This is a genomic window from Lentzea pudingi (genome assembly GCF_014646255.1).
GTDB lineage: Bacteria > Actinomycetota > Actinomycetes > Mycobacteriales > Pseudonocardiaceae > Lentzea > Lentzea pudingi.
In genome coordinates this window covers 536,408-557,224 of record NZ_BMNC01000001.1, presented here as the reverse complement: position 1 = coordinate 557,224, position 20,817 = coordinate 536,408, and the positions used below count along the sequence as shown (strand labels likewise).

The following is a 20,817-nucleotide window of genomic DNA, read 5'->3' as shown; positions in this document are numbered from 1 at the left end:
TCTGGAGCGTCCAGCCGAGTCCAGTGGACGATCACCCCGCGCGCCGGTCCGCCAGCCGCACCACGTTCGGCGACCGTTCCACCCGGAAACGGGCGCTGGACGCGACGAGGTACCCGACGCCCCGGACAGTCTGGATCACCTCGGCCGCGTCGCCGAGCTTCTGCCGCACGCGCCGCACGTGCACGTCGACCGTGCGAGCTCCGCTGTAGTCGTCGTTCACACCCCACACGGTGGCGAGGAGTTCACGGCGGCGATGCACGCGGTCGGTGTGCTCGCACAGGTGCAGCAGCAGTTCGAACTCCAGTCGCGTCAGGTCGACCGGCTTCTCGTGCAGCAGGACCTGGCGGGTGTCGGGCAGGATCCGGACGTCGACCTGTTCGACCGCCGCCTCGACGGCGGGTACCAGGCCGGAGTCCTTCAGCGCGCCGAGCAGCCTCAGCGCGGTGTCCTCGTCCTCGGTGTCGATGGTGATGCTGAACCTCATGACGCAAACCTCCTCAGCTCTTGGGCAGGCCCTGCGGATTGATCTCCGACGTCGGCACGGCCTCGTCGGACAGGCCCCAGCGCTTCAGCACCTCGGCGTACTTGCCGTTGGCGATCAGCTGGTTCAGCGCCTCCTGGACGGGCGTCACGAGACCGCTGTCCTTCTTGGTGGTCGCGGCGATCTTGCCCTGGACGGTGGCGCCGCCGGAGAAGTTGCCGATCACCTCGGTCTGCCCGGAGGTCGCCGCGTGGTAGGCCGACGACGGGTTCGGGCCGAGGTAGGCGTCGATGCGACCCGACTGCAGGGCCAGGTAGTAGTCCGACGAGTTCTGGAAGTACTTGACGTCGGTGGCCTTCAGGCCGGCGGCGACGTTCTGCGCGCTCCAGTCGACCAGGATCTTCTCCTGGTTCGTGCCGGACGTCACGGCGATCACCTTCCCCGCCACGTCCTTGGGCTCCTTGACCTTCCACGTCCCGCCCTTCTTCGCCTCGAACGCCAGCGTGTCGAGCCGGTAGGTGGCGAAGTCGTACTTCTCCTTGCGCGCCTCGGTCACCGTGATGTTCGACAGGCCGAGGTCGTACGCACCGCTGTCCAGGCCGACGAAGAGGTTCTCCCACGACGACACCTCCAGCTTCGGCTCGAGGCCCAGCACGTCGGCGACCAGCGTGGCGATGTCGGTCTCGACGCCGATCACGGTCTTGTCGTCGGTGGCGTAGAACCGCAGGGGTGGTGCTGTGCCGGCGGATCCGCCGATCACCAGCTCTCCCTTCGTTCTGAACTTCTCCGGCACCTTCGAGGCGATCTTGTCGTCCTTCGTGGCGGTGATGCGGTTCTGCTGCGGGGTCAGGTTGACACCGACGCCCCCACCGCCGGCGGGTTCCTCACCACCGGCGGTGCCACAGGCGGCCAGACCGAACGCGAGGACGGCGAGAAGTACTTTGCGCACAACGAACTCCTTCTACAGGACCTTGGACAGGAAAGCGCGGGTGCGCTCGTGGACGGGGTGGTCTAGCACCTGCTCCGGTGCTCCCTCTTCGACGATCAGGCCCTCGTCGATGAACACGATCCGGTCGGCCACCTCGCGGGCGAAGCCGATCTCGTGCGTGACGACGACCATCGTGGTGCCGGACCGGGCGAGGTCGCGCAGGACGTCCAGCACCTCGCCGACCAGTTCGGGGTCCAGCGCGGACGTCGGTTCGTCGAACAGCACGACCTTCGGGCGCGTGGCCAGGGCTCGCGCGATGGCGACGCGTTGCTGCTGGCCGCCGGAAAGCTGCCGCGGGTAGGCGTCCGCCTTGTCCTCCAGCCCGACCCGTTCCAGGAAATGCCGCGCGTCGGCCAGTTGGGCCACCTCCGCGACGTTCTCCAGCGCGGTGAGGTGCGGGAAGAGGTTGAAGTTCTGGAACACGAACCCGATGTCCTTGCGCTGCTTGAGGATCTCGCGTTCTTTGAGCTCGTGGAGTTTGCCGCCGCGCCGCTGGTAGCCGATCAGGTCACCGTCGATGGTGATGTACCCGCGGTCGACCTTCTCCAGGTGGTTGATCGTGCGCAGCAACGTCGACTTGCCGGACCCGGACGGTCCGAGCACCACCACGACCTCACCGGCCGCGACGTCGAGCGACACCCCGCGCAGCACCTCCAGCGAGCCGAAGCTCTTGTGCACGCCCAGAACCTCGATCACCGGCGGTCTCCTCGCGCGAAGTAGCGCTCGACGTAGTGCTGGCCGATCGAGAGCAGGGTGGTCAGGATGATGTACCAAACAGTCGCGACCATCAGCAGCGCGACGACTCGTGCGTTGCGGCCGTAGATGACCTGCACCTGGTAGAAGAGCTCGCCGATCGCCATCACGGAGACCACCGACGTGCCCTTGAACAGGCTGATCACCTCGTTCGCGGCGTTGGGCAGGATCGAGCGCATCGCCTGGGGCAGCACGATCCTGCGGAGCTGCCGGAACCTCGGGATGCCCAGTGCGGCCGCCGCCTCCAGCTGCCCGCGGTCGACCGAGATCACGCCGGACCGGACGATCTCCGCCGCGTAGGCCGCCTGGTGCAACGCGAGACCGAGCACGGCCGCGCCCATCGGACTGATCAGCGAGATCGTCTCGAAGCTCACGAACTCCGGCCCGAACGGGATGCCGAGCGAAAGCCGTTGGTAGAGATAGGAGATGTTGAACCAGAACAGCAGCTGCACGATCAGCGGGATCGACCGGAACGCCCAGATGTACGTCCAGCCCACCGCACTCAAGAACGGGCTCTTCGACATCCGCAGCACCGCCACGACGATGCCGAGCGCGAACCCCAGCACCGTGCCGAACACGGTCAGGAAGATCGTCGTGCCGACGGCCGTCAGGATCGACTGGGCGGTGAAGTACCGGGCGAACGTCGGCCAGTCCCACGCGGGGTTCGTGACGAGACCGTGCACGAACTGCGCGGCGAGCACCAGCACGAACGCGACACCGACCCAGCGCCACGGGTGGCGAGCCGGCACGACCGGTAACGAGGAAAGATCATCGTCCTTTGTGGACGCACGAGTCAGCGTGCCAGAGGTCATGGCGAGTCCTTGCTGCGGCGGGGAACGTGAGACGAGCGAGAGGAGTCAGCTCGTGCAGTCGTTGTGGCAGCGGGAGGACAGGATGGATCCAGCGGCGGTCATCCTGTCCTCCCTTCCCTGCGCTCTTGAGGAGAGCACTCACTCAACGACGCTCACGTTAGGTACCGGGGAACCGGCTGGGCAAGGACGTCCACGTGCTGAACAACTATCGGATACCGAGATGATCCCTCAACGTCGGACCTGGGTACTCGGACCGGAAAACGCCGCGTTCCTGCAGCAACGGCACAACGGTGTCCGCGAACTCGTCGAGCCCGCCCGGCGTCACGTGCGGCACGAGGATGAACCCGTCCGCCGCATCGGCCTGCACCAGGTCGTTGATCTGCGTGGCGACGCTGTCCGCCGACCCGATGAACGTCTGCCGGGCGCTCACGTCGATCACGAGGTCGCGGATGGACAGGTTCTTGGCGGCGGCCGTCTCCCGCCACTCCCGCACGGTCTGCGCGGGGTCCTTGAACATCCGCACGCTCGCGCGGCCCTTCGCGATGGTGTTCTCGCCGGTCAGCGGTTCGACGTCGGGCAGCGGCCCGTCCGGGTCGTATCCGCTCAGGTCGCGGTTCCAGACCTGCTCCAGGAACCGGATCGCGGTCGCCCCGCTGACCTGCTGCCGCCGCACCACCGCGGCCTTCTCCTGGGCGTCCGCGTCCGTGTCGCCGAGGATGAACGTGGCCGCGGGCAGCACCACGAGCTGGTCGTGCGTGCGCCCGTACTTCGCGAGCCGCCCCTTCACGTCGCTGTAGAACTTCTGTCCTGCCTCCAGCGTGCCGTGCCGCGAGAAGATCGCGTCGGCGGTGGCGGCGGCGAACTCCCGGCCCTCCTCGGAGTCTCCGGCCTGCAGGATCACCGGACGCCCCTGCGGTGAACGGGGAACGCCGAACGTGCCGCTGATGTCGAAGTGCTGGTCGGTGTGCTCGAACGGCCCCACGCCGGTGTCGAACAGCTTCCACGCGGCGCGCAGGAACGACTCCGCGCGGGTGTAGCGGTCCTCGTTCGCGAGGAACCCGCCGCGCCGGAAGTTCTCGCCGGTGAACGCGTCCCACGAGGTCACGACGTTCCAGGCGGCACGCCCGTCCGACAGGTGGTCCAGCGACGCGAACTGGCGCGCCACCTCGTAGGGTTCGTTGAACGTGGAGTTGATCGTGCCGGCCAGGCCGAGCTTCGAGGTGACGGCGGCCAGGGCGGCGAGCACGGTGAACGTGTCGGGCCGCCCGACGACGTCCAGGTCGTAGATCTCGCCGCCCTGCTCGCGCAGCCGCAACCCCTCGGCGAGGAAGAAGAAGTTGAACTTCGCCCGTTCGGCCGTCTGTGCCAAGTGGACGAACGACTCGAACTCGATGTGGCTGCCCGCCTGCGGATCGCTCCAGACGGTCGTGTTGTTCACGCCGGGGAAGTGGGCGGCGAGGTGGATCTGCTTGGTCATCCCGCGCTCCTTCTAGGCGAACTGGTTGGCAGGCCGGGCGAGGCCGAGGTGGCCACGCAACGTCGTGTGCTCGTACTCGGTGCGGAACAGGCCGCGGCCGCGCAGTTCCGGCACCAGCTCGCGGGTGATCTGGCGAAGATCACCGTGCAGCCGGAAGCCCGCGAACCCCTCCGCGTGCCAGGCGATCAACTCGTCCACCGGCGTCGACGCGTCGACGTCCCGGAACACGAGCCTGTCGGTGGCCGAGACCTCGTCGGCGAACACGATGTCCCCCACCGGTTCGGAGGCAGCGATCAGCGGATGGCCCTGCGGCGGGCGCGGCGTGATGGACGGCCCGCGAACCTTGAACCACCGGCCCTCGAAGTCGATGTAGTGCAGCTTGTCGCGGTCGATGAACCGCCCGGTGGCCTCGTCGCGGATCTCCGCGTCGTCCTCCCAGCTGTCCCACAACCGGCGCAGGACCTCGGCGTAGTCGCCCGCCTCCTCCCACAGCTCGGCCTCGGTGCCGATCGTCCGGCGCCCGAAGTGCCGGGCGTCAGCGGGATCGGGCGCCACGGCCAGCTGGACGCCCGCCCGGCCGCCGCTCACGTAGTCGAGCGTCGCGATGGCCTTCGACAGGTGGAACGGCTCGGTGTGCGTCACGACCGCCGTCGGCACCAGGCCGACGTGCCTGGTCAGCGGAGCGATGCGCGCGGCCGTCAGCACCGCGTCGAGCCCCGGCCGCCCGTCCAGCGAGTCGCCGAACGTGACGAAGTCGAGCTTGGCCTCCTCGGCCTCGCGCACGAGGTCGGCCCAATGCCCTGCGGTGAAAGCCTCTTCGCCGGTCGCGTGGAGCGCGGCAGCGAGGTGCAGTCGTGTGCCCACCGGTCCCCCTCTCTTCGTTTCCTCGCATTCTGTGGGCGGGGACAGGCCTTGCGCTGGGGTGGTCACAGGGTGGGAATCCCGGCCGGAGCGGGAATATTTCCGCGGGCTTGCGTTGACGTGAGCGTCAAGGTTTAGCGTTCGGTCCATGAGGATCGGCGAACTGGCCAAGCGAGCCGGCACCACCACCCGTGCGCTGCGCTTCTACGAGTCCGAGGGGCTCCTCGAAGCGCGGCGCACGTCCAACGGCTACCGCGAGTACGCCGAGCACGACCTGCGGCTGGTGCGTGAGATCCAGTCGCTGCAGGCGGTCGGGTTGTCGCTGGAGGACACCCGCCCGTTCGTCGCGTGCCTGCGCGCGGGTCACGAGTCCGGTGACTCGTGCCCGGACTCGCGGGAGATCTACCGGCGCAAGCTCGCCGAGGTGGACGCCTGCCTGGACCGGCTGAACACCGTCCGGGAGTTCCTCGTGGCCAGACTCGCCTTCCAAGATCCGTGCGTCGTACCCGAGGAGATCCAGTGCAGCAGCTGACCGATGCCACGTTCCCCGACCAGACCCGGACGGGCACCGTGCTGGTGGAGTTCTGGGCGCAGTGGTGCGGGCCGTGCCACATGCTCACCCCGGTGCTCGAGGAGATCGACCGCGAGCGCGACGACCTGACCGTCGTCAAGATCAACGCCGACGAGAACACCGCCACGGCCCGCGACTACCAGGTCATGTCGCTGCCCACGATGCTGCTGTTCCGCGACGGCGTGCCGATCCGCCAGATCGTGGGAGCGCGCCCCAAGTCCCGGTTGCTGGCCGAACTGGATGACGCGCTGAGCGCCTGATCGGCCTATCTTCTAGCGCATGCTCGGTCTCGAACTCGTAGTGGTGCTGGGTGTGTGCATCCTCGCGAGCAGCGTCGTCGCCGGACGGCTGCGCGTCGCCGCCCCGGTGTTGCTGGTGGTGTGCGGCGCGGTGCTCGGCTTCGTACCCGCCCTGGAAGAGGTCAGCCTGCCGCCGGAGGCGATGCTGCTGATCTTCCTGCCGGCGTTGCTGTACTGGGAAAGCCTCAACACCTCGTTGCGGGAGATCCGCAGCAACCTGCGCCCCATCGTGCTGCTCAGCACGCTGCTGGTGCTCGCGACGGCCGGCGCGGTCGCGTCCGTCGCCCACGCCCTGGGCCTCGACTGGGGCCCGGCGTGGGTGCTCGGCGCGGCGCTGGCCCCGACCGACGCGACCGCGGTCTCGGCCATCGCCCGCGGCATGCCCCGCCGGACCACCACGATCCTGCGCGCCGAGTCGCTGATCAACGACGGCACGGCACTCGTGATCTACGCGATCGCCGTCGCGATCACCGTCGGGGAGCAGCAGTTCAGCCCCGGACGGGTCAGCCTGCAACTGCTGCTCTCGTACGCGGGCGGCGCTGCGGCCGGACTCCTGGTCGCCTGGCTCGCCGTGCAGGTCCGCAAGCGCCTCGACAGCCCGTTGCACGAGACCGTGGTCAGCATCCTGACGCCGTTCGCCGCGTTCCTGCTGGCCGAGACGGTGCACGGCTCGGGCGTGATCGCCGTGGTGACGTGCGGCCTGGCACTGGCCCAGGTCGGCCCGCGCATCGTGCGCGCCGACACCCGCCAGGTCAGCTATGCGTTCTGGGGCATCGCGACGTTCGTGCTCAACGGCTCCCTGTTCGTCCTGATCGGACTCCAGGCCCACGCCGCCATCCGTTCACTCGACGGTTCCGAAACTTTGGCGACACTGGGCGCAATCGGACTGGTGTCCTTGACGGTGGTCGGCACCCGGTTGTTGTGGGGTTACACGACTCCGTACGTGATCCGGGCGCTGGACCGCCGGCCGCAGCAACGGTTGCGTCGAGTCGGTGCGCGGCAACGGCTGGTGTCCTCCGCCGCCGGGTTCCGCGGTGCCGTGTCGCTGGCGGCGGCGTTGGCCGTGCCCGAGACCGTGGTCGGCGGCGGGCCGTTCCCGTTCCGCGACGAGATCATCCTGATCACGTCCGGTGTCGTGGTGCTGACGTTGATCGTGCAGTCGGTGATGCTCCCGTCGATCATCCGGTTCTCCCGGCTCCCCGAGGACACGGCGCTGGACGAGGAACTCCGGCTCGCCCAGTCGACCGCGTCCGAGGAGGCCTACGAAGCGCTGCCGCGGCTGGCCGACGAGGTGGGCGTCTCGGACGTCGTCTACAAGCGGGTGCGGGCCGAGTACGAACACCACCTGGAGGTCGTGCGGGCTCGCGAGGCAGGGGACGAGGAGGTGGCCCAGTCGGAGGTCGAGTACTCGGCGCTGCGGCTGGAACTGATCGCGCACAAGCGGGCGACCGTGGTGCGGTTGCGCGACGAGCAGGCGATCGACGACATCGTGCTGCGGACGATCCAGCGCAAGCTCGACGTCGAGGAGGTGCGGCTGTCCCGGCGCGAGGTGGAGGAGGACTAGCTTGGGTCCCGTGATCACTTCGCGGGAGCAGGTGCTGGGCCGGATCGCCGACCACCTCGTCGGGCAGGGGCGTCCGCTGCGGGTCGCGGTGGACGGGATCACGGCGTCGGGCAAGACGACCCTGGCCCGCGAGTTGACCGCTTCGGTGGCGGCTCGGGGACGGTCGGCGGCGCACCTGTCGATGGACGGCTTCCACAACCCACGAGCCGTGCGGCACCGGCAGGGACGAGACTCGGCCGACGGCTACTACCTCGACGCCTACGACTTCGCGGCGTTCTCCCGGCTCGTGCTGGAGCCGCTCGGGCCCGGCGGGGATCGCCGCTACCGCGAACGGATCATCGACCTGCGCTCGGACACCCCGATCGACGAGCCGCCTGTCCAGGCCCCAGACGACCTCGTGCTCGTCGTGGACGGGAGCTTCCTGCAGCGTGAACTGGAGTGGGACGAGGTCGTGTTCGTGGACACGCCGTTCGCCGTCGCACGGGAGCGCGGGTCACGGCGTGACGCAGACCTGCTCGGCGGGCTGGAGAAGGCTCAGCGAGCCTTCGACCAGCGCTATCACGCTGCCAGCCGCCGGTATCTGGACGAAGTCGGACCGGCGGACCGCGCGTCGGTCGTGGTCGGCAACGAGGACGTGGCCCATCCCGTGCTGCGGCGGATCGGGCAGGGTGCGAACTAGGTGGACGGTTCGGCGACGTAGTTCTTCCGGATCGGCACCCTGGTCTCGCGATCCGCGACGGACCGCTGGCGCTGAGTTCGCCCTCACCGGGACGGACGATGAACACCGGACGCAGCCGAGCGCCTGCGGACCGCCGCGTTGGAGCTCTTCGACCAGCAGGGGTTCGAGCGCACGACTGTCGGCCCGGTCAGCTGACCAGCGAGAGACCGCGCTGCGACGGCTGCTGCTCGACGGCGGGTGCGGCCGAGGGGACCTCGACCTCCTCGCCACCGATCTCGCGGGTGATCCACGCGCCCGACTCGACCATGACCTTCAGCGTGCGGGTGTCCATGGCGCTGATGCGGCCGTAGTACCACTCGTCGGTGGCCAGCGGGCCCATCCGGTCGCCCATGCGGTTCTTGATCTCGATCACGCGCTCGAACAGGGTCTTGACCAGGGCCGCGCGGTCGCTGGGGCCCTGCAGGCCCGAGCGGATGCGGTCCTCGATGCCGCGCGGGGTGCCTTCGGCGTCGGGCATGAGCATGGTGGTCCAGGCGCGGGACTTCTCGCGGTACTGGAGCTGCTGCATGATGCCCTCGTGCTGGGCGAAGTCGGCGGCGCGGAACGCCTTGCCGCGCCAGCGCTTCTGCAGGTTCACGGCCAGCGAGAGGGCGCTCTTGAGGCCCGTGTTGAGGCCTCGGCCCGGCCAGAAGTGCAGCGAGTTGGCGGCGTCGCCGAGCAGGAAGCCGAACGTCGACGGGGCGAGCTGCGCGGTGAACTTCGCCATCTGCTGCATGCCGAGCGTGAACGAGTTGATGCCGACGACGTCCGCCACGCCGACGCCGAAGAAGCGCAGGCCGTCGAGGATCCGGGGCCACAGGTAGGAGAGCTTGTCGACGGACGGCTTGAAGACGGCGCGGTGGCGGTCGCACACGAAGCGGCCGTTGCCCGAGGGGCGCATCGAGCAGCCGAACTTGCCGATGCACGACACCGGGCCGCTCTCGCCGAGCGCCACGATCTCGGAGGCCTCCTCGGCGGTGAGGCGCATGTTGATGAAGCCGCCGCCGAGCGAGTTGAACAGGAACCTGTTCTGCCCCACGGTGAGCGGGACGGTGTGCTCGTCGGGCACCTTGGCGTTGACGCGGATGCCGAGGACGCGCTCGTCGAGCGGCGAACCGTCCACGGAGAACAGTTCACGGCTCGGCGTGCCGAACTGCGAGGAGAACGCGTCGCGCGTCGCCGAACGGGCGCCGTCCGCGATGGCGAGCACGTGCAGGCCGTCGAGCTTGGCGGGCGGGGTGTACGCGCCGGGGACGACCTCGATGCCGTAGACGTCCTGCGCCATGTCGAGCAGGCTGTCCTCGATCCAGCGGATCTTGATGTTGCGCGGACGGCCCTTGGACGCCGGGGAGTCCGGGCCGAGCGGCCACATCTCCGAGAACTTGCCCTGCGTGAACAGGCGCTGCTGCACAGCGAGAGGCAGGGACGCCCAGACGTTGCTCTGCAGCGTCACGACCTGCTCGCGGCGGTTGTTGCCCTCGGCCTGGCCCTTCCACACGACGCGGTTGCCCTGGCGCATCCAGCGGCGGTCGTGCACGCGGACCGCGACGCCGTCGCCCAGCAGCGACTTCACCGTGCAGGCGAACGCCAGACCCACCGGGCCACCGCCCGCCACGTCCACCCGCAGCGGGGCGGACTGGCGCAGCGGCACGACCCGGCTCCCCTGCTTCGGCAGCATCACCGTCGGGCCGCAGCGGCCGATCAACACCGTCTTCTCGTCAGCCATGGCCCGTCCCCTCGATCACCTTCGACGGCGGGAACACGTGCTGGGACGGGAACCGGTTCAACGAGTTTCGAGGAATTTTTCCCAGGCGGAGAAACTGAAGGTCAGGACGCCGCCGGACGGGTTCTTCGAGTCACGGACGAGTGCGTCACCACCGAGCGACACCTCGACGCAGTTGTCGTCCTCGGTAGCACCGCTGTAACTGCTTTTACGCCAAGCGCGGGCCTCGCTCATTGAGTTCCTCTCGCGGTCGGCCGACGTAGTCCGCCAGCACACCCCGCGATTGTTCCTCACTCAAGGCGACCTCGGCCAACCGGTCGAACAGCAGCCGCGTCCGCGCGATGGCTCCTGGATCCTGCACGAACACCTTCGCGAGGTCGGTCGAGGTGAACGCGATGGGCATCGCCTTCTCGAACTCCCACAGCACACAACTGGTGGCGACCAGCTTCGCCGACGCCGGCACGATCCTGATGGCCGGTGCGCCGAACAGCAGGCGGGCGTACTGGTCCTCCATGGTCTGGGCATCGCCGACCTGTGTCTGCAAGGCGTGCTCGTGGATGTAGAACAGGCAGTCCGGCCGGTCGTGCCGGTTCAGGATCGCCTGGCGTTCCATGCGGAACTTGACCACCGTGGGGATTCGCTCCTCCAGGACGTACCCGCCCATGCGATACAGGCTGTCGGCGTACTCAGGCGTCTGGGAGAGGCCGGGGATGGCCTGTGCGTCGTAGCTCGTCATCTTCACGGCGCTCGCCTCGGCCATCGCCAGCGTGCGCAGGTTGTCCGAGATCTGCACGATGTACTCGTCGAAGGCATTGCGGAAGCGGCGTTTGAAGTCCTCGAAGAAGTCGATGTCCTTGCCGCACATGGAGAGGTACTGCACGAGGTCGATCTCGCTCGGGCAGTACTTGCCGCGTTCCAGGGTGGAGACCTTGCTCGGGTCCCATCCCAGCCGGAGGGCGAACGCGGCGCCCGTGAGATCGGTGGAGGTTTCGCGCACTTTGCGGAGTTCTTCGCCCAGATCTCGGCTGTATGCGGTGGATGGAGTGCTGGTGGCCATAGATCGACCGTAGGGCTTGCTCGAAAAGCAACAAGGTGCTCATTCGGGTGAAAACGGTCGAACTGATCTTCAGCTCGTTCCCAGGAAACTCGCAGCCCTGACACAGCTTGGCAGACGACGATCCCGTGCCATGACTCGACGTCGCAGATCCTTGGTGGTCAACGGACTGCTGGTGGTGGTGCTCCTCGGTGCCGGCGTGGCCGGCTACCTGGTGTTCTTCGGTTCCTCCGGCAGTGCCCAGCCCACCGCCGCCCGCACGGCCGCCGCCGCGAACCGCGACGTCAGCGAGGTGGTGACGGCGTCGGGGACGGTGCAGAGCTCGTTCAGCGCCGCGGCCTCGTTCGGAGCGAGCGGGACGGTCACCGAGATCAACGTCAAGGTCGGCGACGTCGTCACCAAGGGCCAGCAGCTCGCGAAGCTCGATCCGACGCAGGCCCAGCTGCAGGTCGACATCGCGCAGGGGAACCTGAACGCCGCACTGGACAAGGGCACCGGCACGACGGCGTTGCTCACGGCCTACCGGCAGACGCAGCTCGCGCTCCAGCAGGCGAAGGACACGCTCGCGTCCACTGTGCTCACCGCGCCCGGCGACGGCACGATCACGTCCGTCACGGGTGCCATCGGGCAGAAGGTCGGCAGCTCGGGCAACACTTCCAGCAGCACCACCACCACGACCACCACCGCGTCCGGGTTCGTCGTCGTCACCGACCTGAAGAACCTGGTGCTGCACGCGAACGTGTCCGAGTCCGACGTCAGCAAGCTCAAGGCCGACCAGGCCGCGACCGTCACGGTCAACGCGATGCAGGCGCAGCCGATCCAGGCCAAGGTCACGCAGGTCGACCTGACGCCCACGACGGCGAACAACGTCGTGCAGTACGGCGTCACGCTCACGCTGACCGAACCGCCGGCGGGGCTGCGGCCGGGGCAGTCGGCGAGTGTCGAGGTCACGGTCGCCGGAGCCACCAACGTCCTCGCCGTGCCGGCCGCCGCGGTGCAGACGGTGAACGGCGCGAGTTCGGTCGCGGTGCTGGAGAACGGGGCCGAGACGCGCAAGACCGTCGAGGTCGGGGTGCGGGGCGACCAGTACGTGGAGATCAAGTCCGGGCTCGGCGCGGGCGAGGAAGTCGTGCTGCCGCAGGTGACCACGTCGACCAACCAGAACCGCACCGGCCAGCAGCAGGGCGGGCAGTTCCCCGGCACGGGCACCGGCCAGCGCAACGGTGGCGGGTTCACCGGGACCGGTCGATGAGCCCCGTCATCGAGGTCCGCGACCTCCGCAAGACCTACGGGAGCGGCGACACGGCCGTGCACGCGTTGCGGGGGCTCGATCTGACCGTCGAGAAGGGTGAGTACATCGCGATCATGGGCGCGTCGGGGTCGGGCAAGTCGACGCTGCTCAACATCCTCGGGTGTCTCGACGTGCCGTCCGGCGGCAAGTACCTGCTCGACAGGATCGACACGGGCGAGTTCGACGAGGAGCAGCTCTCGTTGCTGCGCAACAGGAAGATCGGTTTCGTCTTCCAGTCCTTCAACCTGGTGCCGCGCACCACGGCACTCGCGAACGTCGAGCTCCCGCTGGTGTACGCGGGAGTTCGACGTCCCCAACGCCGGGAACGGGCACTGGCCGCGCTCGATCTCGTTGGTCTCGGAGACCGCACGCACCACCGGCCCAATGAGCTGTCCGGCGGTCAGCAACAACGTGTCGCGATCGCGCGGGCACTCGTCACCTCGCCCGCGATCGTCCTCGCCGACGAACCGACCGGAAACCTCGACACGGACTCGAGTCGTGAGGTGCTCGGCATCCTCGACCGGCTCAACGCCAGCGGGCGCACGGTCGTGTTGATCACGCACGAGGACGAGGTCGCCGCGCACGCCATGCGGACCGTTCGCGTCGTGGACGGCAGAGTCGCGGGGGTGCTGGTGTGAGGGTCTTCGAGATCGCCGCGTTCGCGGTCAGGGGTCTCACCGCGAACAAGATGCGGTCCGGGCTCACGACCCTGGGCATCCTGATCGGTGTCGCGTCGGTGATCCTGCTGATCGCGGTCGGCAACGGCGCGTCGAGCGCGGTGCAGCAGAGCATCGCGGGGCTCGGCACGAACATCCTGACGATCAGCCCGCAGCGCGCCCAGCCCGGCAGCACGGCCAAGCCGCTGACCACGGCGGACGCGGCGGCACTGGTCGGTGCCGACTCCCCCGACGTCAAGTACGCGTCGCCCGTCGTCTCGGCCCAGGCAACCGCCGGGTACGGCGACACCACGCACGACATCGGACAGTTCATCGGCTCGGACCCGCGGTACTTCAACACCACGAACAGCGCCGTCGCGCAGGGGAACCTGTTCTCCGACAACGACGTCCAGCAGGCGCGCAAGGTCGTCGTGATCGGCGCGACCGTGGCCACGGAGCTCTTCCCCGGCACCGAACCGGTCGGGAAGTCCATGCTGGTCAACAACATCCCGTTCACGGTGGTCGGGGTGCTGGCGGCCAAGGGGTCCAGCGGGTTGCAGGACGCGGACGACATGGTCGTGGCGCCGCTGACGACGACGCAGAACGCGCTGACCGGGTACGGCAGCCTCACCCAGATCGTGGTGCAGGCGCAGTCCGCGGACGCGTTGCCGAACGCGCAAGCTCAGGTGACGACGATCCTCAACGGCCGGCACAAGATCACCGGCACGGCCGACTACCGGATCCTGAGCCAGGACCAGCTGCTGACCGCGCGGACCGCGACGACGGAGACGTTCACCGTGCTGCTGGCGTCGGTGGCGGCGATCTCGTTGCTGGTGGGCGGGATCGGCATCACGAACATCATGCTCGTCACCGTCACCGAGCGGATCCGGGAGATCGGCATCCGCAAAGCCGTGGGGGCGCCCCGGTCCTCGATCCTCGGGCAGTTCCTGATCGAGGCGACGCTGCTGAGCCTGTTCGGCGGGGCGCTGGGAGTCGCCGCGGGGATGATCGGCAGCCAGTTCACCATCGCGGGCATCCAGCCCGTGCTCGTGCCGTCGTCGGTGCTGCTGGCGTTCGCGGTGTCGGCGTTGATCGGCCTGTTCTTCGGCAGCTACCCGGCTTCCCGTGCCGCGAAGCTCCGCCCCATCGAAGCTCTCCGGCACGAATGAGGAGTTTGTGACGTGTCCAACCCACTAGACCAGCCGCTGGAGAACGACATCTCGGCTGAGCTGAAGGAACGCAAGACCGGTTTCGGCAAGACCACGATCGTCCTCGGGGTCGCGGTGCTCGCGATCGTGGCGTTCGTCGGCGGGGTCTTCGTGCAGAAGTCCTTCGGCGCCGGCGAGACACCGACGCGGCAGAACGCGGCCGGCCGGCAGTTCAACGGGACGCCGCCTTCCGGCACGAACCGGCAGGGCGGTGGCCAGTTCGGGCGCGGCACCGTCGGCACCATCGACCACGTCGACGGCACCACGGTCTACGTGAAGACGCAGAACGGCCAGGTCGTGAAGGTGTCCACTTCGGACAGCACGAAGATCGAGGTCTCGTCCGAGGGCAAGCTGACCGACCTGAAGGCTGGGCAGCAGGTCGTCGTGCAGGGCCAGGCAGGCTCCGACGGCACGGTCAGCGGCCAGACCATCACCCAGCGGCCGGCCACCGGCTGATGCGGGATTCCCGGGTGGAACGGGGCCGGTTGCTCGTCGTCGAGGACGAACCCGGCCTCCGCGGGCTGCTGTGCGCCAGCCTGCGGTTCGCGGGGTTCGCCGTGACGAGCGCGGCGACCTCTCGGGCGTGTTCACGGCACTGACCGCCGCCCCCGGCCGGTTGCGGACGGCGCTCGTCAGCCGGGCAGACTGGCGTACTGCTAGGTGGCCAGGCCCTGTTTCCGCGCCGCCCAGACCGTGCGTTCGGTGCGCAGAGCCAGGTCTTCACGGCGCAACGCGGCTTCCAGGGCCTCGGGTTCGAGCTGCCTGCCCAGGACGATGCGGGCGTAGCGCTCGACTTTCTCCGACCGTTCGAGGTGGACGGTGACGGTGCGTTCGCCTTCGAGCGTGAACCCCGCCTCGGTCAGCATCGGGCCCCAGTCGGCGCCGCGGTGGGGCAGGCGTTCGTCGTGGGCGTCCGGTGCCTGTTCCGGGAAGAACTGCGGCATGCCGGCGAGTTCGACCACGGCGAGCAGGCCTCCCGGGGCCAGGGTCTTGTGGAGCCGGCCGAGGGTGTGGGCCGGGTCGGCCATGTGGTGCAGGGAGGCCGAGGCCCAGATCAGGTCCGGGGTGCCGAGGTCGGGCCAGTCAGTGTCGAGGTCGGCGAGGACGGTGTGGATCCGGTCGGCCAGGCCTCGTTGTCCCGCCTTCGCGCGGAGGCGCTGGAGGTGGTCGAGCGAGGAGTCGACCGCGGTGATGTGGGCTTCGGGGAAGTGGCTGAGCAGCGCGAACGTGCCCGCGCCCGTGCCGCTGCCCAGGTCGACGACGTGTCTCGGGGCGGAGGTGGGCAGCCAGTCGATGACGGCGGCCGTGTGGTCGGCGAGGAGTTCGGCGTCGAGGTCGAGGACCTCGGCCTGGTCGTCACCGTGGCCGTGCCCATGTCCGTGGCCGTGCCCGTGGCCGTGCCCATGTCCGTGTTCGCTCATACGGCCAAGCTAGGTCGTTCATGCCTCAGATGCACGGTCACTTGCGCATGAAGCAAGACAGTCGGCCGTAACGCTGCCGTTCGCGCAAGATCACGCCTTCCTGTCGGCGTTGTGGCCGCGCCGCGCCTCCCGGTCGAAGATGCCGAGGATCTCGCACGGCCCGCCCGCCGTGCCGATCGCGTGCGGCAGCATCGTCGGGAACTCGGCGGCCTGGTTCGTCTCCACGCGGAACGTCCGGTGGCCGAGCATCAAGATGGCCGTGCCCGACAGGACGACCAGCCATTCGCGGCCCGAGTGCGCGCGGAGTGAGGCCGGGTTGTCGGGTGGCGGGCTGGTCATCCGCTGGCGCATGACGGTCATGCCCGGGTCGGCCTTGATCGGCCAGCGCATCCTGCCGTGGGCGCCGTCGAGGACGGGGCTGACGATCACGTCGTCGGTGTCGGTCTCGACGAGCTGGTCGAGCGACGTGTCGAGAGCGCGCGCCAGGGTCACCAGCTGGTCGAGGGCGAGGCGGCGCTGGCCGTTCTCGATGCGGCTGAGCGACGACGGGCTGAGCCGGGCGCGGGTGGCGAGCTCGTCGAGGGACCAGCCCTGGGCGACCCGGAGGGCGCGGATCCGCTTGCGGACCAGGCCGTCCAGGTCGCCGTCCTCTGTGATCATGCGGACGATGCTAGGCCTCGACGAGCAGGTCCAGCAGCTTCTGCGGGGGCTCGTCGCCGAACAGGCTCTGGACCATCTCCTCGGAGTCCGCGGCGGTGTGGGCGGCCCGCGCGAACATCGTCTCCTCGTACTCGGCTATGGCCGTCTCCACGTCCTTGGCGGCCAAGGCCTGGCCGAGGTCGGCGGCGTCCAGCATGGCGAGGTTGGCGCCCTCACCGTTGGGCGCCATGAGGTGCGCGGCGTCGCCGACCAGCGTCACGCCCGGCACCCGTTCCCAGCGGTGCTCGGACGGCAGGGCGTAGTGCGGGCGGAACACCGGTTCCGTGTCGGACTCGGTGATCAACGCGGTGAGCTCGGGCGCCCAGCCCTCGAACTCCGCGGTGATGTGCCCGAGGTCGCCGAACCATTCGAGGGGCCGGTTGAACTCCACGTAGGCGTGCAGGACGCCACCGCTCTCCCGGTGCGCGAAGATCCCCTTGCCCTGGCCGGGGGCGAACATCGAGCCGCCGCCGACCGCCTTCGCGACCTCCGGGTGCCGCGTGTCGGCGTCGTAGAGGTACGTCTCGACGAACGACATGCCGGTGTACTCCGGCGTGGCGTCGGTGAGCGACGACCGCACCTTCGACCACGCGCCGTCAGCACCCACGAGCACGTCGGCGACCACGGTGCCGCCATCCTCGAACGTCACGGTCTTGCCATCAACGCTGGTCACCTTCGCACCCCAGCGGACCGTTCCCTCCGGCAGTGAGTCGAGCAGCATCTGCCGCAGGTCGGCGCGCTGCACCTCGGGACGCCCGCCCGTGCCGTCGTCCTCCTTCTCGAACAGGAGGGTGCCGTCGGAGTCGAGCACGCGCATGGCCTGGCGCCCCTCCAGGACCAGCCCGCGGAACTCCTCCATCAGACCGGCGGCCTCGACGGCGATCTGCCCGTTGTAGTCGTGGATGTCGAGCATGCCCCCTTGCGTGCGCGCCGTCGGCGACTCGTCCGCCTCGTGGACCGTGGACGGGATGCCGTTGACGTGCAGCACGCGGGCGAGCGTGAGACCGCCGAGGCCGGCGCCGATGATCGTGACGTGCATGTGGAAGCTCCCCTGGAGATCGTGCCGCCTCCCTGACGGCGCGACCAGGTTCACCCCCGGCGCTGGCAGCCCGCGCTCAGGTCACTGGCAGCGGCTGACAGCACCTGTCACCACTAGGCTGGCGGGCGTGAACTACCGCTACGAGATCACCCAGGCAGTCGTGCGGCAGGGCATCATCGCGATCATTCGCACCGCGGACACCTCCTCCACTGTCCAGGCCGCCGTTCCACTGCTGGACGCGGGCATCACGTCCCTCGAGCTGCCGTTGACGAACCCCGGCGCGCTGGAGGCGATCCGGCAGCTCCGCACGAACTACCCCGCCGCCGTGATCGGCGCCGGATCCGTGCTGGACGAGGCGTCCGCCGTGGCCTCGGTGCGCGCAGGGGCGCAGTTCCTGGTGGCGCCCAATCTGAACGAGTCGGTGATCCGGGCCGGGCACCGGTACGGGGCCGCGGTGCTGCCCGGCGCCGGGTCGGTGTCCGAGGTCGTGCAGGCGCTGGAGGCCGGGGCGGACGCGGTGAAGGTGTTCCCCGCGCCCACGCCCCAGTGGGTGCGGGATGTGCTCGCCGTGCTGCCGTACGCGCCGTTGGTGCCAACCGGTGGCGTCGCGCCCGCTGACGTCCCTGCCTGGCTGGAGGCCGGAGCGGTGGCGTGCGGGGTCGGGTCGGCCCTGGCCCGGACGCCCATCGAGGAGATCAGGGCGTTGCTGAAGTCCTGAGGACGCCATGATCAGGTCGACAACAATTCATATTTTATGACGGAGGCTCGGCCTGGGCGGACCTGCGCTGAGCTGCATCGGCTCTTAATCGATACGACACCATCGGGTCATGCGCGGGCGGTTGTGAAAGACATTCACGTCCACCAGCATCGGGCCTCATGCGCCTGATCACGCTCGTCGCCGCCGCAGCCCTGACGCTCTCGGCCGCGCCCGCCGTCGCAGCCCCTGCGCCGGCGGGCCTGAAGATCGCCACCTACAACGTGTTCATGCTGTCGCGGAACCTGTACCCGAACTGGGGCCAGGTCGCCCGCGCCGACCTGGTGGACAGCACCGGGGTGCTGGACGGGCAGGACGTCGTCGTGCTGAACGAGGCCTTCGACAACGCCGCCTCGGACCGGCTGCTCGCGAACCTGCGCGACACCTACCCGCACCAGACGCCGGTACTGGGCCGCGGCAAGGCCGGGTGGGACGTGACGAGCGGGAGGTACAGCGACTCGACGCCGGAGGACGGCGGTGTCGCGGTGCTGAGCCGGTGGCCGATCAGCACGCGGGTCCAGCACGTCTACCGGGACGGCTGCGGCGCGGACTGGTTCTCCAACAAGGGGTTCGCGTACGTGCGGATCGACGCACCGTCCGGGCCGGTGCACGTGATCGGCACGCACATGCAGGCCGAGGACTCGACGTGCACGAGTGCGCCGGGCGGCTATCGGGCCAAGCAGCGGGCCGAGATCAGGGCGTTCCTGACCGCGCGGAACATCCCCGCGGCCGAGCCCGTGTACGTGGCGGGCGACCTGAACGTGATCAAAGCGAGCGCCGAGTTCCCGCGGATGGTGGCGGAACTGGGCGCGCGGACTCCTGAGATCGGTGGGCACCCGTTCTCCTGGGACTGCGCGGACAACAGCGTCTGCCGCGACCAGTACGGGCCGGAGTACGCCTCGGAGCACCTCGACTACGTGCTGACGGTCCAGGGGCCCTTGCTGCGCAACGAGACCCGGCGCGTGAAGAGTCCTGAGTGGTCGATCTGGTCGTGGGGGCGCAAGTACACCTACAACGACCTGTCCGACCACTACCCCGTGTTCGCCGGCTGAGCGGGGGCGCGACCGTCAGCCTAAACGACCGCCTTGCTGGAACCCTCAAACGTAGCGGCGCAGCAGGTCCTCCTCGGTCTCCCTGCGCACGACGGGCCTCGCGACCCCGTCCTTGACGGCGACGACCGGCGGGCGGCAGACCTGGTTGTAGTTCGAGGCCAACGCGTGGTGGTAAGCACCGGTGGCCGGAACGGCCAGCAGGTCACCGGCGTGCACGTCGCCTGGCAGCAACACGTCCTCGGCCAGCACGTCGCCCGCCTCGCAGTGCCGGCCGACCACCGTCACCGGCTTGGGCCGGCCACCCCTGCCCACCAGCCGGACGGCGTACTTGGCGCCGTACAGGGCGGGGCGCGGGTTGTCGCTCATGCCGCCGTCGACCGCCACGAACGTACGAGCGGACTCCTTCACCGCGCACACCCGGTAGAGGGTGACGCCGGCGTTCGCGACGATCGCGCGGCCGGGCTCGATGAGCAGGCGGGGTGGCGGGACGCGGTGCAGCGCGCACTCGTAGTTCAGGGCGGCGGTGACGCGGTGGGCGAAGCCGGCGAGGTCGAAGTCGCTGTCGCCCCGCAGGTACGGCGCGCAGAAGCCGCCACCGAGGTCGAGCTGCTCGATCCTGGTGCCGCAGGACGCGATCAGGCCGACCATCCGCCGCACGGCCTCCTCGTAGCTCGCGACGTGCCGGACCTGCGAACCGATGTGGCAGTGCAGGCCGACGAGCCTCAGCGACGGTTGCTCGACCACGCGCAGGACCGCCTCCAATGCCGCACCGGAGGCGAGGGAGAAGCCGAACTTCTGGTCCTCGACACCGGTCGCGATCTTGGCGTGCGTGTGGGCGTCGACGCCGGGCGTCACGCGGATCATGACCTCCTGGCCGTGTGTGGCCAGGGCGCCGAGTTGCGCGATCTCGTCGAGCGAGTCGACGACGATCCTGGAGACGCCGTACTCCAGCGCCGCCTTGAGGTCCTCGGCCGTCTTCACGTTGCCGTGCATGATGATCCGGCTCGCCGGAAAGCCCGCGGCCCTGGCCAGCGCCAGTTCCCCGGCCGACGAGACGTCGAGGGACAGGCCCTCCTGCGCCATCCAGCGGTAGACCTCGGGGCAGGGCAACGACTTGCCCGCGAACACGACCTCGGCTCGCGGGAGCGCCGCGCGGAAGGCCCTCGCCCTGGTGCGGACCGTCTGTTCGTCGAGGACCTGGCACGGGGTGCCGAAGCGCGCCGCCAGTTGCGTGGCCGGGAGTCCACCGATGAGCAGGTCCTGGCCGACGACCTCGGTGCCGTCCGGCCAGACACCCTCTTCCAGCACCGGTTCGGTGGAGCATCCGATGCTGGGCAACAACTCCGCGAGTGTCATGCGTTCAGCACACGCCCGGCGTCTGTTGTTTCCCAGGTCC

24 protein-coding genes are annotated in these 20,817 nt (G+C 69.1%); 11 read left to right on the top strand and 13 right to left on the bottom strand.

Annotated features, from left to right (window positions below; translation table 11 throughout):
• Positions 1 to 31: 31 nt before the first annotated feature.
• The 6 genes from IEY88_RS02625 to IEY88_RS02600 all read right to left on the bottom strand — a co-directional run bounded on the left by IEY88_RS02625 (position 32) and on the right by IEY88_RS02600 (position 5,375).
• Positions 32 to 484, bottom strand: coding sequence for a winged helix-turn-helix domain-containing protein (locus tag IEY88_RS02625; RefSeq protein ID WP_189152915.1), 453 nt, complete (start codon positions 482 to 484; stop codon positions 32 to 34).
• A gap of 13 nt (positions 485 to 497) precedes the next feature.
• Complete coding sequence (locus IEY88_RS02620; protein ID WP_189152914.1) at positions 498 to 1,430, bottom strand: ABC transporter substrate-binding protein; 933 nt, start codon at positions 1,428 to 1,430, stop codon at positions 498 to 500.
• Positions 1,431 to 1,442: 12 nt separating this feature from the next.
• The gene (locus tag IEY88_RS02615; RefSeq protein ID WP_189152913.1) at positions 1,443 to 2,165 is read right to left on the bottom strand and encodes an amino acid ABC transporter ATP-binding protein; all 723 of its coding nucleotides are present in this window, start codon (positions 2,163 to 2,165) and stop codon (positions 1,443 to 1,445) included.
• Positions 2,162 to 3,034: an amino acid ABC transporter permease gene (locus IEY88_RS02610; RefSeq protein WP_189152912.1), complete on the bottom strand. Its 873-nt coding sequence runs from the start codon at positions 3,032 to 3,034 to the stop codon at positions 2,162 to 2,164. The genes IEY88_RS02615 and IEY88_RS02610 overlap by 4 nt, the downstream gene beginning before the upstream one ends.
• Positions 3,035 to 3,239: 205 nt before the next feature.
• Positions 3,240 to 4,511: an LLM class flavin-dependent oxidoreductase gene (locus tag IEY88_RS02605; RefSeq protein ID WP_189152911.1), complete on the bottom strand. Its 1,272-nt coding sequence runs from the start codon at positions 4,509 to 4,511 to the stop codon at positions 3,240 to 3,242.
• A gap of 12 nt (positions 4,512 to 4,523) precedes the next feature.
• Positions 4,524 to 5,375 carry an LLM class flavin-dependent oxidoreductase gene (locus tag IEY88_RS02600; RefSeq protein ID WP_229693024.1) on the bottom strand — a complete coding sequence of 284 codons (852 nt, stop codon included), beginning with the start codon at positions 5,373 to 5,375 and terminating at the stop codon, positions 4,524 to 4,526.
• Positions 5,376 to 5,520: 145 nt separating this feature from the next.
• Here IEY88_RS02600 and IEY88_RS02595 point away from each other — a divergent pair, with 145 nt between their 5' ends.
• From IEY88_RS02595 to IEY88_RS02580, 4 genes are read left to right on the top strand one after another with little or no spacing between them, the layout of a single operon-like run.
• Positions 5,521 to 5,904: a MerR family transcriptional regulator gene (locus IEY88_RS02595; protein ID WP_189152909.1), complete on the top strand. Its 384-nt coding sequence runs from the start codon at positions 5,521 to 5,523 to the stop codon at positions 5,902 to 5,904.
• Positions 5,892 to 6,203 carry a thioredoxin gene (gene trxA / locus IEY88_RS02590; RefSeq protein WP_189152908.1) on the top strand — a complete coding sequence of 104 codons (312 nt, stop codon included), beginning with the start codon at positions 5,892 to 5,894 and terminating at the stop codon, positions 6,201 to 6,203. The genes IEY88_RS02595 and trxA overlap by 13 nt, the downstream gene beginning before the upstream one ends.
• Positions 6,204 to 6,222: 19 nt before the next feature.
• Entirely contained in the window at positions 6,223 to 7,806 is a 1,584-nt protein-coding gene (locus tag IEY88_RS02585; protein WP_189152907.1) for a Na+/H+ antiporter, read from the top strand.
• A gap of 10 nt (positions 7,807 to 7,816) precedes the next feature.
• Entirely contained in the window at positions 7,817 to 8,485 is a 669-nt protein-coding gene (locus IEY88_RS02580) for a nucleoside/nucleotide kinase family protein (RefSeq protein ID WP_189152906.1), read from the top strand.
• Between the two features lie 187 nt (positions 8,486 to 8,672).
• Here IEY88_RS02580 and IEY88_RS02575 read toward each other — a convergent pair whose 3' ends face one another.
• The 3 genes from IEY88_RS02575 to IEY88_RS02565 are packed head-to-tail and all read right to left on the bottom strand — an operon-like array spanning position 8,673 to position 11,304.
• Positions 8,673 to 10,250, bottom strand: a complete 1,578-nt coding sequence (locus IEY88_RS02575; RefSeq protein WP_189152905.1) for an FHA domain-containing protein — start codon at positions 10,248 to 10,250, stop codon at positions 8,673 to 8,675.
• Positions 10,251 to 10,307: 57 nt separating this feature from the next.
• A complete protein-coding gene (locus IEY88_RS02570; protein WP_189152904.1) occupies positions 10,308 to 10,481 on the bottom strand; it encodes a DUF397 domain-containing protein in 174 nt (57 codons plus the stop codon).
• Positions 10,456 to 11,304 carry a helix-turn-helix domain-containing protein gene (locus IEY88_RS02565; protein WP_373294008.1) on the bottom strand — a complete coding sequence of 283 codons (849 nt, stop codon included), beginning with the start codon at positions 11,302 to 11,304 and terminating at the stop codon, positions 10,456 to 10,458. Before IEY88_RS02565 ends, IEY88_RS02570 begins: the two co-directional genes overlap by 26 nt.
• 130 nt (positions 11,305 to 11,434) lie before the next feature.
• Between IEY88_RS02565 and IEY88_RS02560 the strand changes: the two genes are divergently transcribed.
• Genes IEY88_RS02560 through IEY88_RS44995 form a run of 5 tightly spaced genes read left to right on the top strand, consistent with a single transcriptional unit; the run spans position 11,435 to position 15,055 of the window.
• Positions 11,435 to 12,553, top strand: coding sequence for an efflux RND transporter periplasmic adaptor subunit (locus tag IEY88_RS02560; protein ID WP_189152902.1), 1,119 nt, complete (start codon positions 11,435 to 11,437; stop codon positions 12,551 to 12,553).
• Positions 12,550 to 13,230: an ABC transporter ATP-binding protein gene (locus tag IEY88_RS02555; protein WP_189152901.1), complete on the top strand. Its 681-nt coding sequence runs from the start codon at positions 12,550 to 12,552 to the stop codon at positions 13,228 to 13,230. The genes IEY88_RS02560 and IEY88_RS02555 overlap by 4 nt, the downstream gene beginning before the upstream one ends.
• Complete coding sequence (locus tag IEY88_RS02550; RefSeq protein WP_189152900.1) at positions 13,227 to 14,417, top strand: ABC transporter permease; 1,191 nt, start codon at positions 13,227 to 13,229, stop codon at positions 14,415 to 14,417. Before IEY88_RS02555 ends, IEY88_RS02550 begins: the two co-directional genes overlap by 4 nt.
• A 12-nt stretch (positions 14,418 to 14,429) precedes the next feature.
• Positions 14,430 to 14,912 (top strand): hypothetical protein, encoded by a 483-nt coding sequence (locus IEY88_RS02545; protein ID WP_189152899.1) that lies wholly within the window; start codon positions 14,430 to 14,432, stop codon positions 14,910 to 14,912.
• Positions 14,913 to 14,926: 14 nt separating this feature from the next.
• A complete protein-coding gene (locus IEY88_RS44995) occupies positions 14,927 to 15,055 on the top strand; it encodes a response regulator (protein ID WP_268241203.1) in 129 nt (42 codons plus the stop codon).
• A 57-nt stretch (positions 15,056 to 15,112) separates the two neighbouring features.
• Here the strand turns inward: IEY88_RS44995 and IEY88_RS02535 are convergent, their stop codons facing one another.
• From IEY88_RS02535 to IEY88_RS02525, 3 genes are all read right to left on the bottom strand, one after another.
• The gene (locus IEY88_RS02535; RefSeq protein WP_189152898.1) at positions 15,113 to 15,877 is read right to left on the bottom strand and encodes a class I SAM-dependent methyltransferase; all 765 of its coding nucleotides are present in this window, start codon (positions 15,875 to 15,877) and stop codon (positions 15,113 to 15,115) included.
• A gap of 90 nt (positions 15,878 to 15,967) precedes the next feature.
• Positions 15,968 to 16,537: an XRE family transcriptional regulator gene (locus IEY88_RS02530; protein WP_189152897.1), complete on the bottom strand. Its 570-nt coding sequence runs from the start codon at positions 16,535 to 16,537 to the stop codon at positions 15,968 to 15,970.
• 10 nt (positions 16,538 to 16,547) lie between these two features.
• Positions 16,548 to 17,615, bottom strand: a complete 1,068-nt coding sequence (locus IEY88_RS02525; RefSeq protein WP_189152896.1) for an FAD-dependent oxidoreductase — start codon at positions 17,613 to 17,615, stop codon at positions 16,548 to 16,550.
• Positions 17,616 to 17,742: 127 nt separating this feature from the next.
• Here IEY88_RS02525 and IEY88_RS02520 point away from each other — a divergent pair, with 127 nt between their 5' ends.
• Both IEY88_RS02520 and sph read left to right on the top strand, forming a co-directional pair.
• Entirely contained in the window at positions 17,743 to 18,333 is a 591-nt protein-coding gene (locus IEY88_RS02520) for a bifunctional 4-hydroxy-2-oxoglutarate aldolase/2-dehydro-3-deoxy-phosphogluconate aldolase (protein ID WP_189152895.1), read from the top strand.
• 158 nt (positions 18,334 to 18,491) lie between these two features.
• Positions 18,492 to 19,421, top strand: coding sequence for a sphingomyelin phosphodiesterase (gene sph / locus IEY88_RS02515; RefSeq protein ID WP_189152894.1), 930 nt, complete (start codon positions 18,492 to 18,494; stop codon positions 19,419 to 19,421).
• Between the two features lie 45 nt (positions 19,422 to 19,466).
• Here sph and lysA read toward each other — a convergent pair whose 3' ends face one another.
• Positions 19,467 to 20,777: a diaminopimelate decarboxylase gene (gene lysA, locus IEY88_RS02510; RefSeq protein ID WP_189152893.1), complete on the bottom strand. Its 1,311-nt coding sequence runs from the start codon at positions 20,775 to 20,777 to the stop codon at positions 19,467 to 19,469.
• Between the last annotated feature and the right edge of the window lie 40 nt (positions 20,778 to 20,817).

Bases quoted from the DNA above. Each gene is read 5' to 3' on its own strand.
- IEY88_RS02565 (WP_373294008.1), bottom strand. From the start codon at position 11,304: ATGGCCACCAGCACTCCATCCACCGCATACAGCCGAGATCTGGGCGAA.
- IEY88_RS02610 (WP_189152912.1), bottom strand. From the start codon at position 3,034: ATGACCTCTGGCACGCTGACTCGTGCGTCCACAAAGGACGATGATCTT.
- lysA (WP_189152893.1), bottom strand. From the start codon at position 20,777: ATGACACTCGCGGAGTTGTTGCCCAGCATCGGATGCTCCACCGAACCG.
- IEY88_RS02570 (WP_189152904.1), bottom strand. From the start codon at position 10,481: ATGAGCGAGGCCCGCGCTTGGCGTAAAAGCAGTTACAGCGGTGCTACC.
- IEY88_RS02555 (WP_189152901.1), top strand. From the start codon at position 12,550: ATGAGCCCCGTCATCGAGGTCCGCGACCTCCGCAAGACCTACGGGAGC.
- IEY88_RS02535 (WP_189152898.1), bottom strand. From the start codon at position 15,877: ATGAGCGAACACGGACATGGGCACGGCCACGGGCACGGCCACGGACAT.
- IEY88_RS02530 (WP_189152897.1), bottom strand. From the start codon at position 16,537: ATGATCACAGAGGACGGCGACCTGGACGGCCTGGTCCGCAAGCGGATC.
- IEY88_RS02595 (WP_189152909.1), top strand. From the start codon at position 5,521: ATGAGGATCGGCGAACTGGCCAAGCGAGCCGGCACCACCACCCGTGCG.
- IEY88_RS02585 (WP_189152907.1), top strand. From the start codon at position 6,223: ATGCTCGGTCTCGAACTCGTAGTGGTGCTGGGTGTGTGCATCCTCGCG.
- IEY88_RS02625 (WP_189152915.1), bottom strand. From the start codon at position 484: ATGAGGTTCAGCATCACCATCGACACCGAGGACGAGGACACCGCGCTG.
- IEY88_RS02525 (WP_189152896.1), bottom strand. From the start codon at position 17,615: ATGCACGTCACGATCATCGGCGCCGGCCTCGGCGGTCTCACGCTCGCC.
- IEY88_RS02560 (WP_189152902.1), top strand. From the start codon at position 11,435: ATGACTCGACGTCGCAGATCCTTGGTGGTCAACGGACTGCTGGTGGTG.
- IEY88_RS02575 (WP_189152905.1), bottom strand. From the start codon at position 10,250: ATGGCTGACGAGAAGACGGTGTTGATCGGCCGCTGCGGCCCGACGGTG.
- IEY88_RS02605 (WP_189152911.1), bottom strand. From the start codon at position 4,511: ATGACCAAGCAGATCCACCTCGCCGCCCACTTCCCCGGCGTGAACAAC.
- sph (WP_189152894.1), top strand. From the start codon at position 18,492: ATGCGCCTGATCACGCTCGTCGCCGCCGCAGCCCTGACGCTCTCGGCC.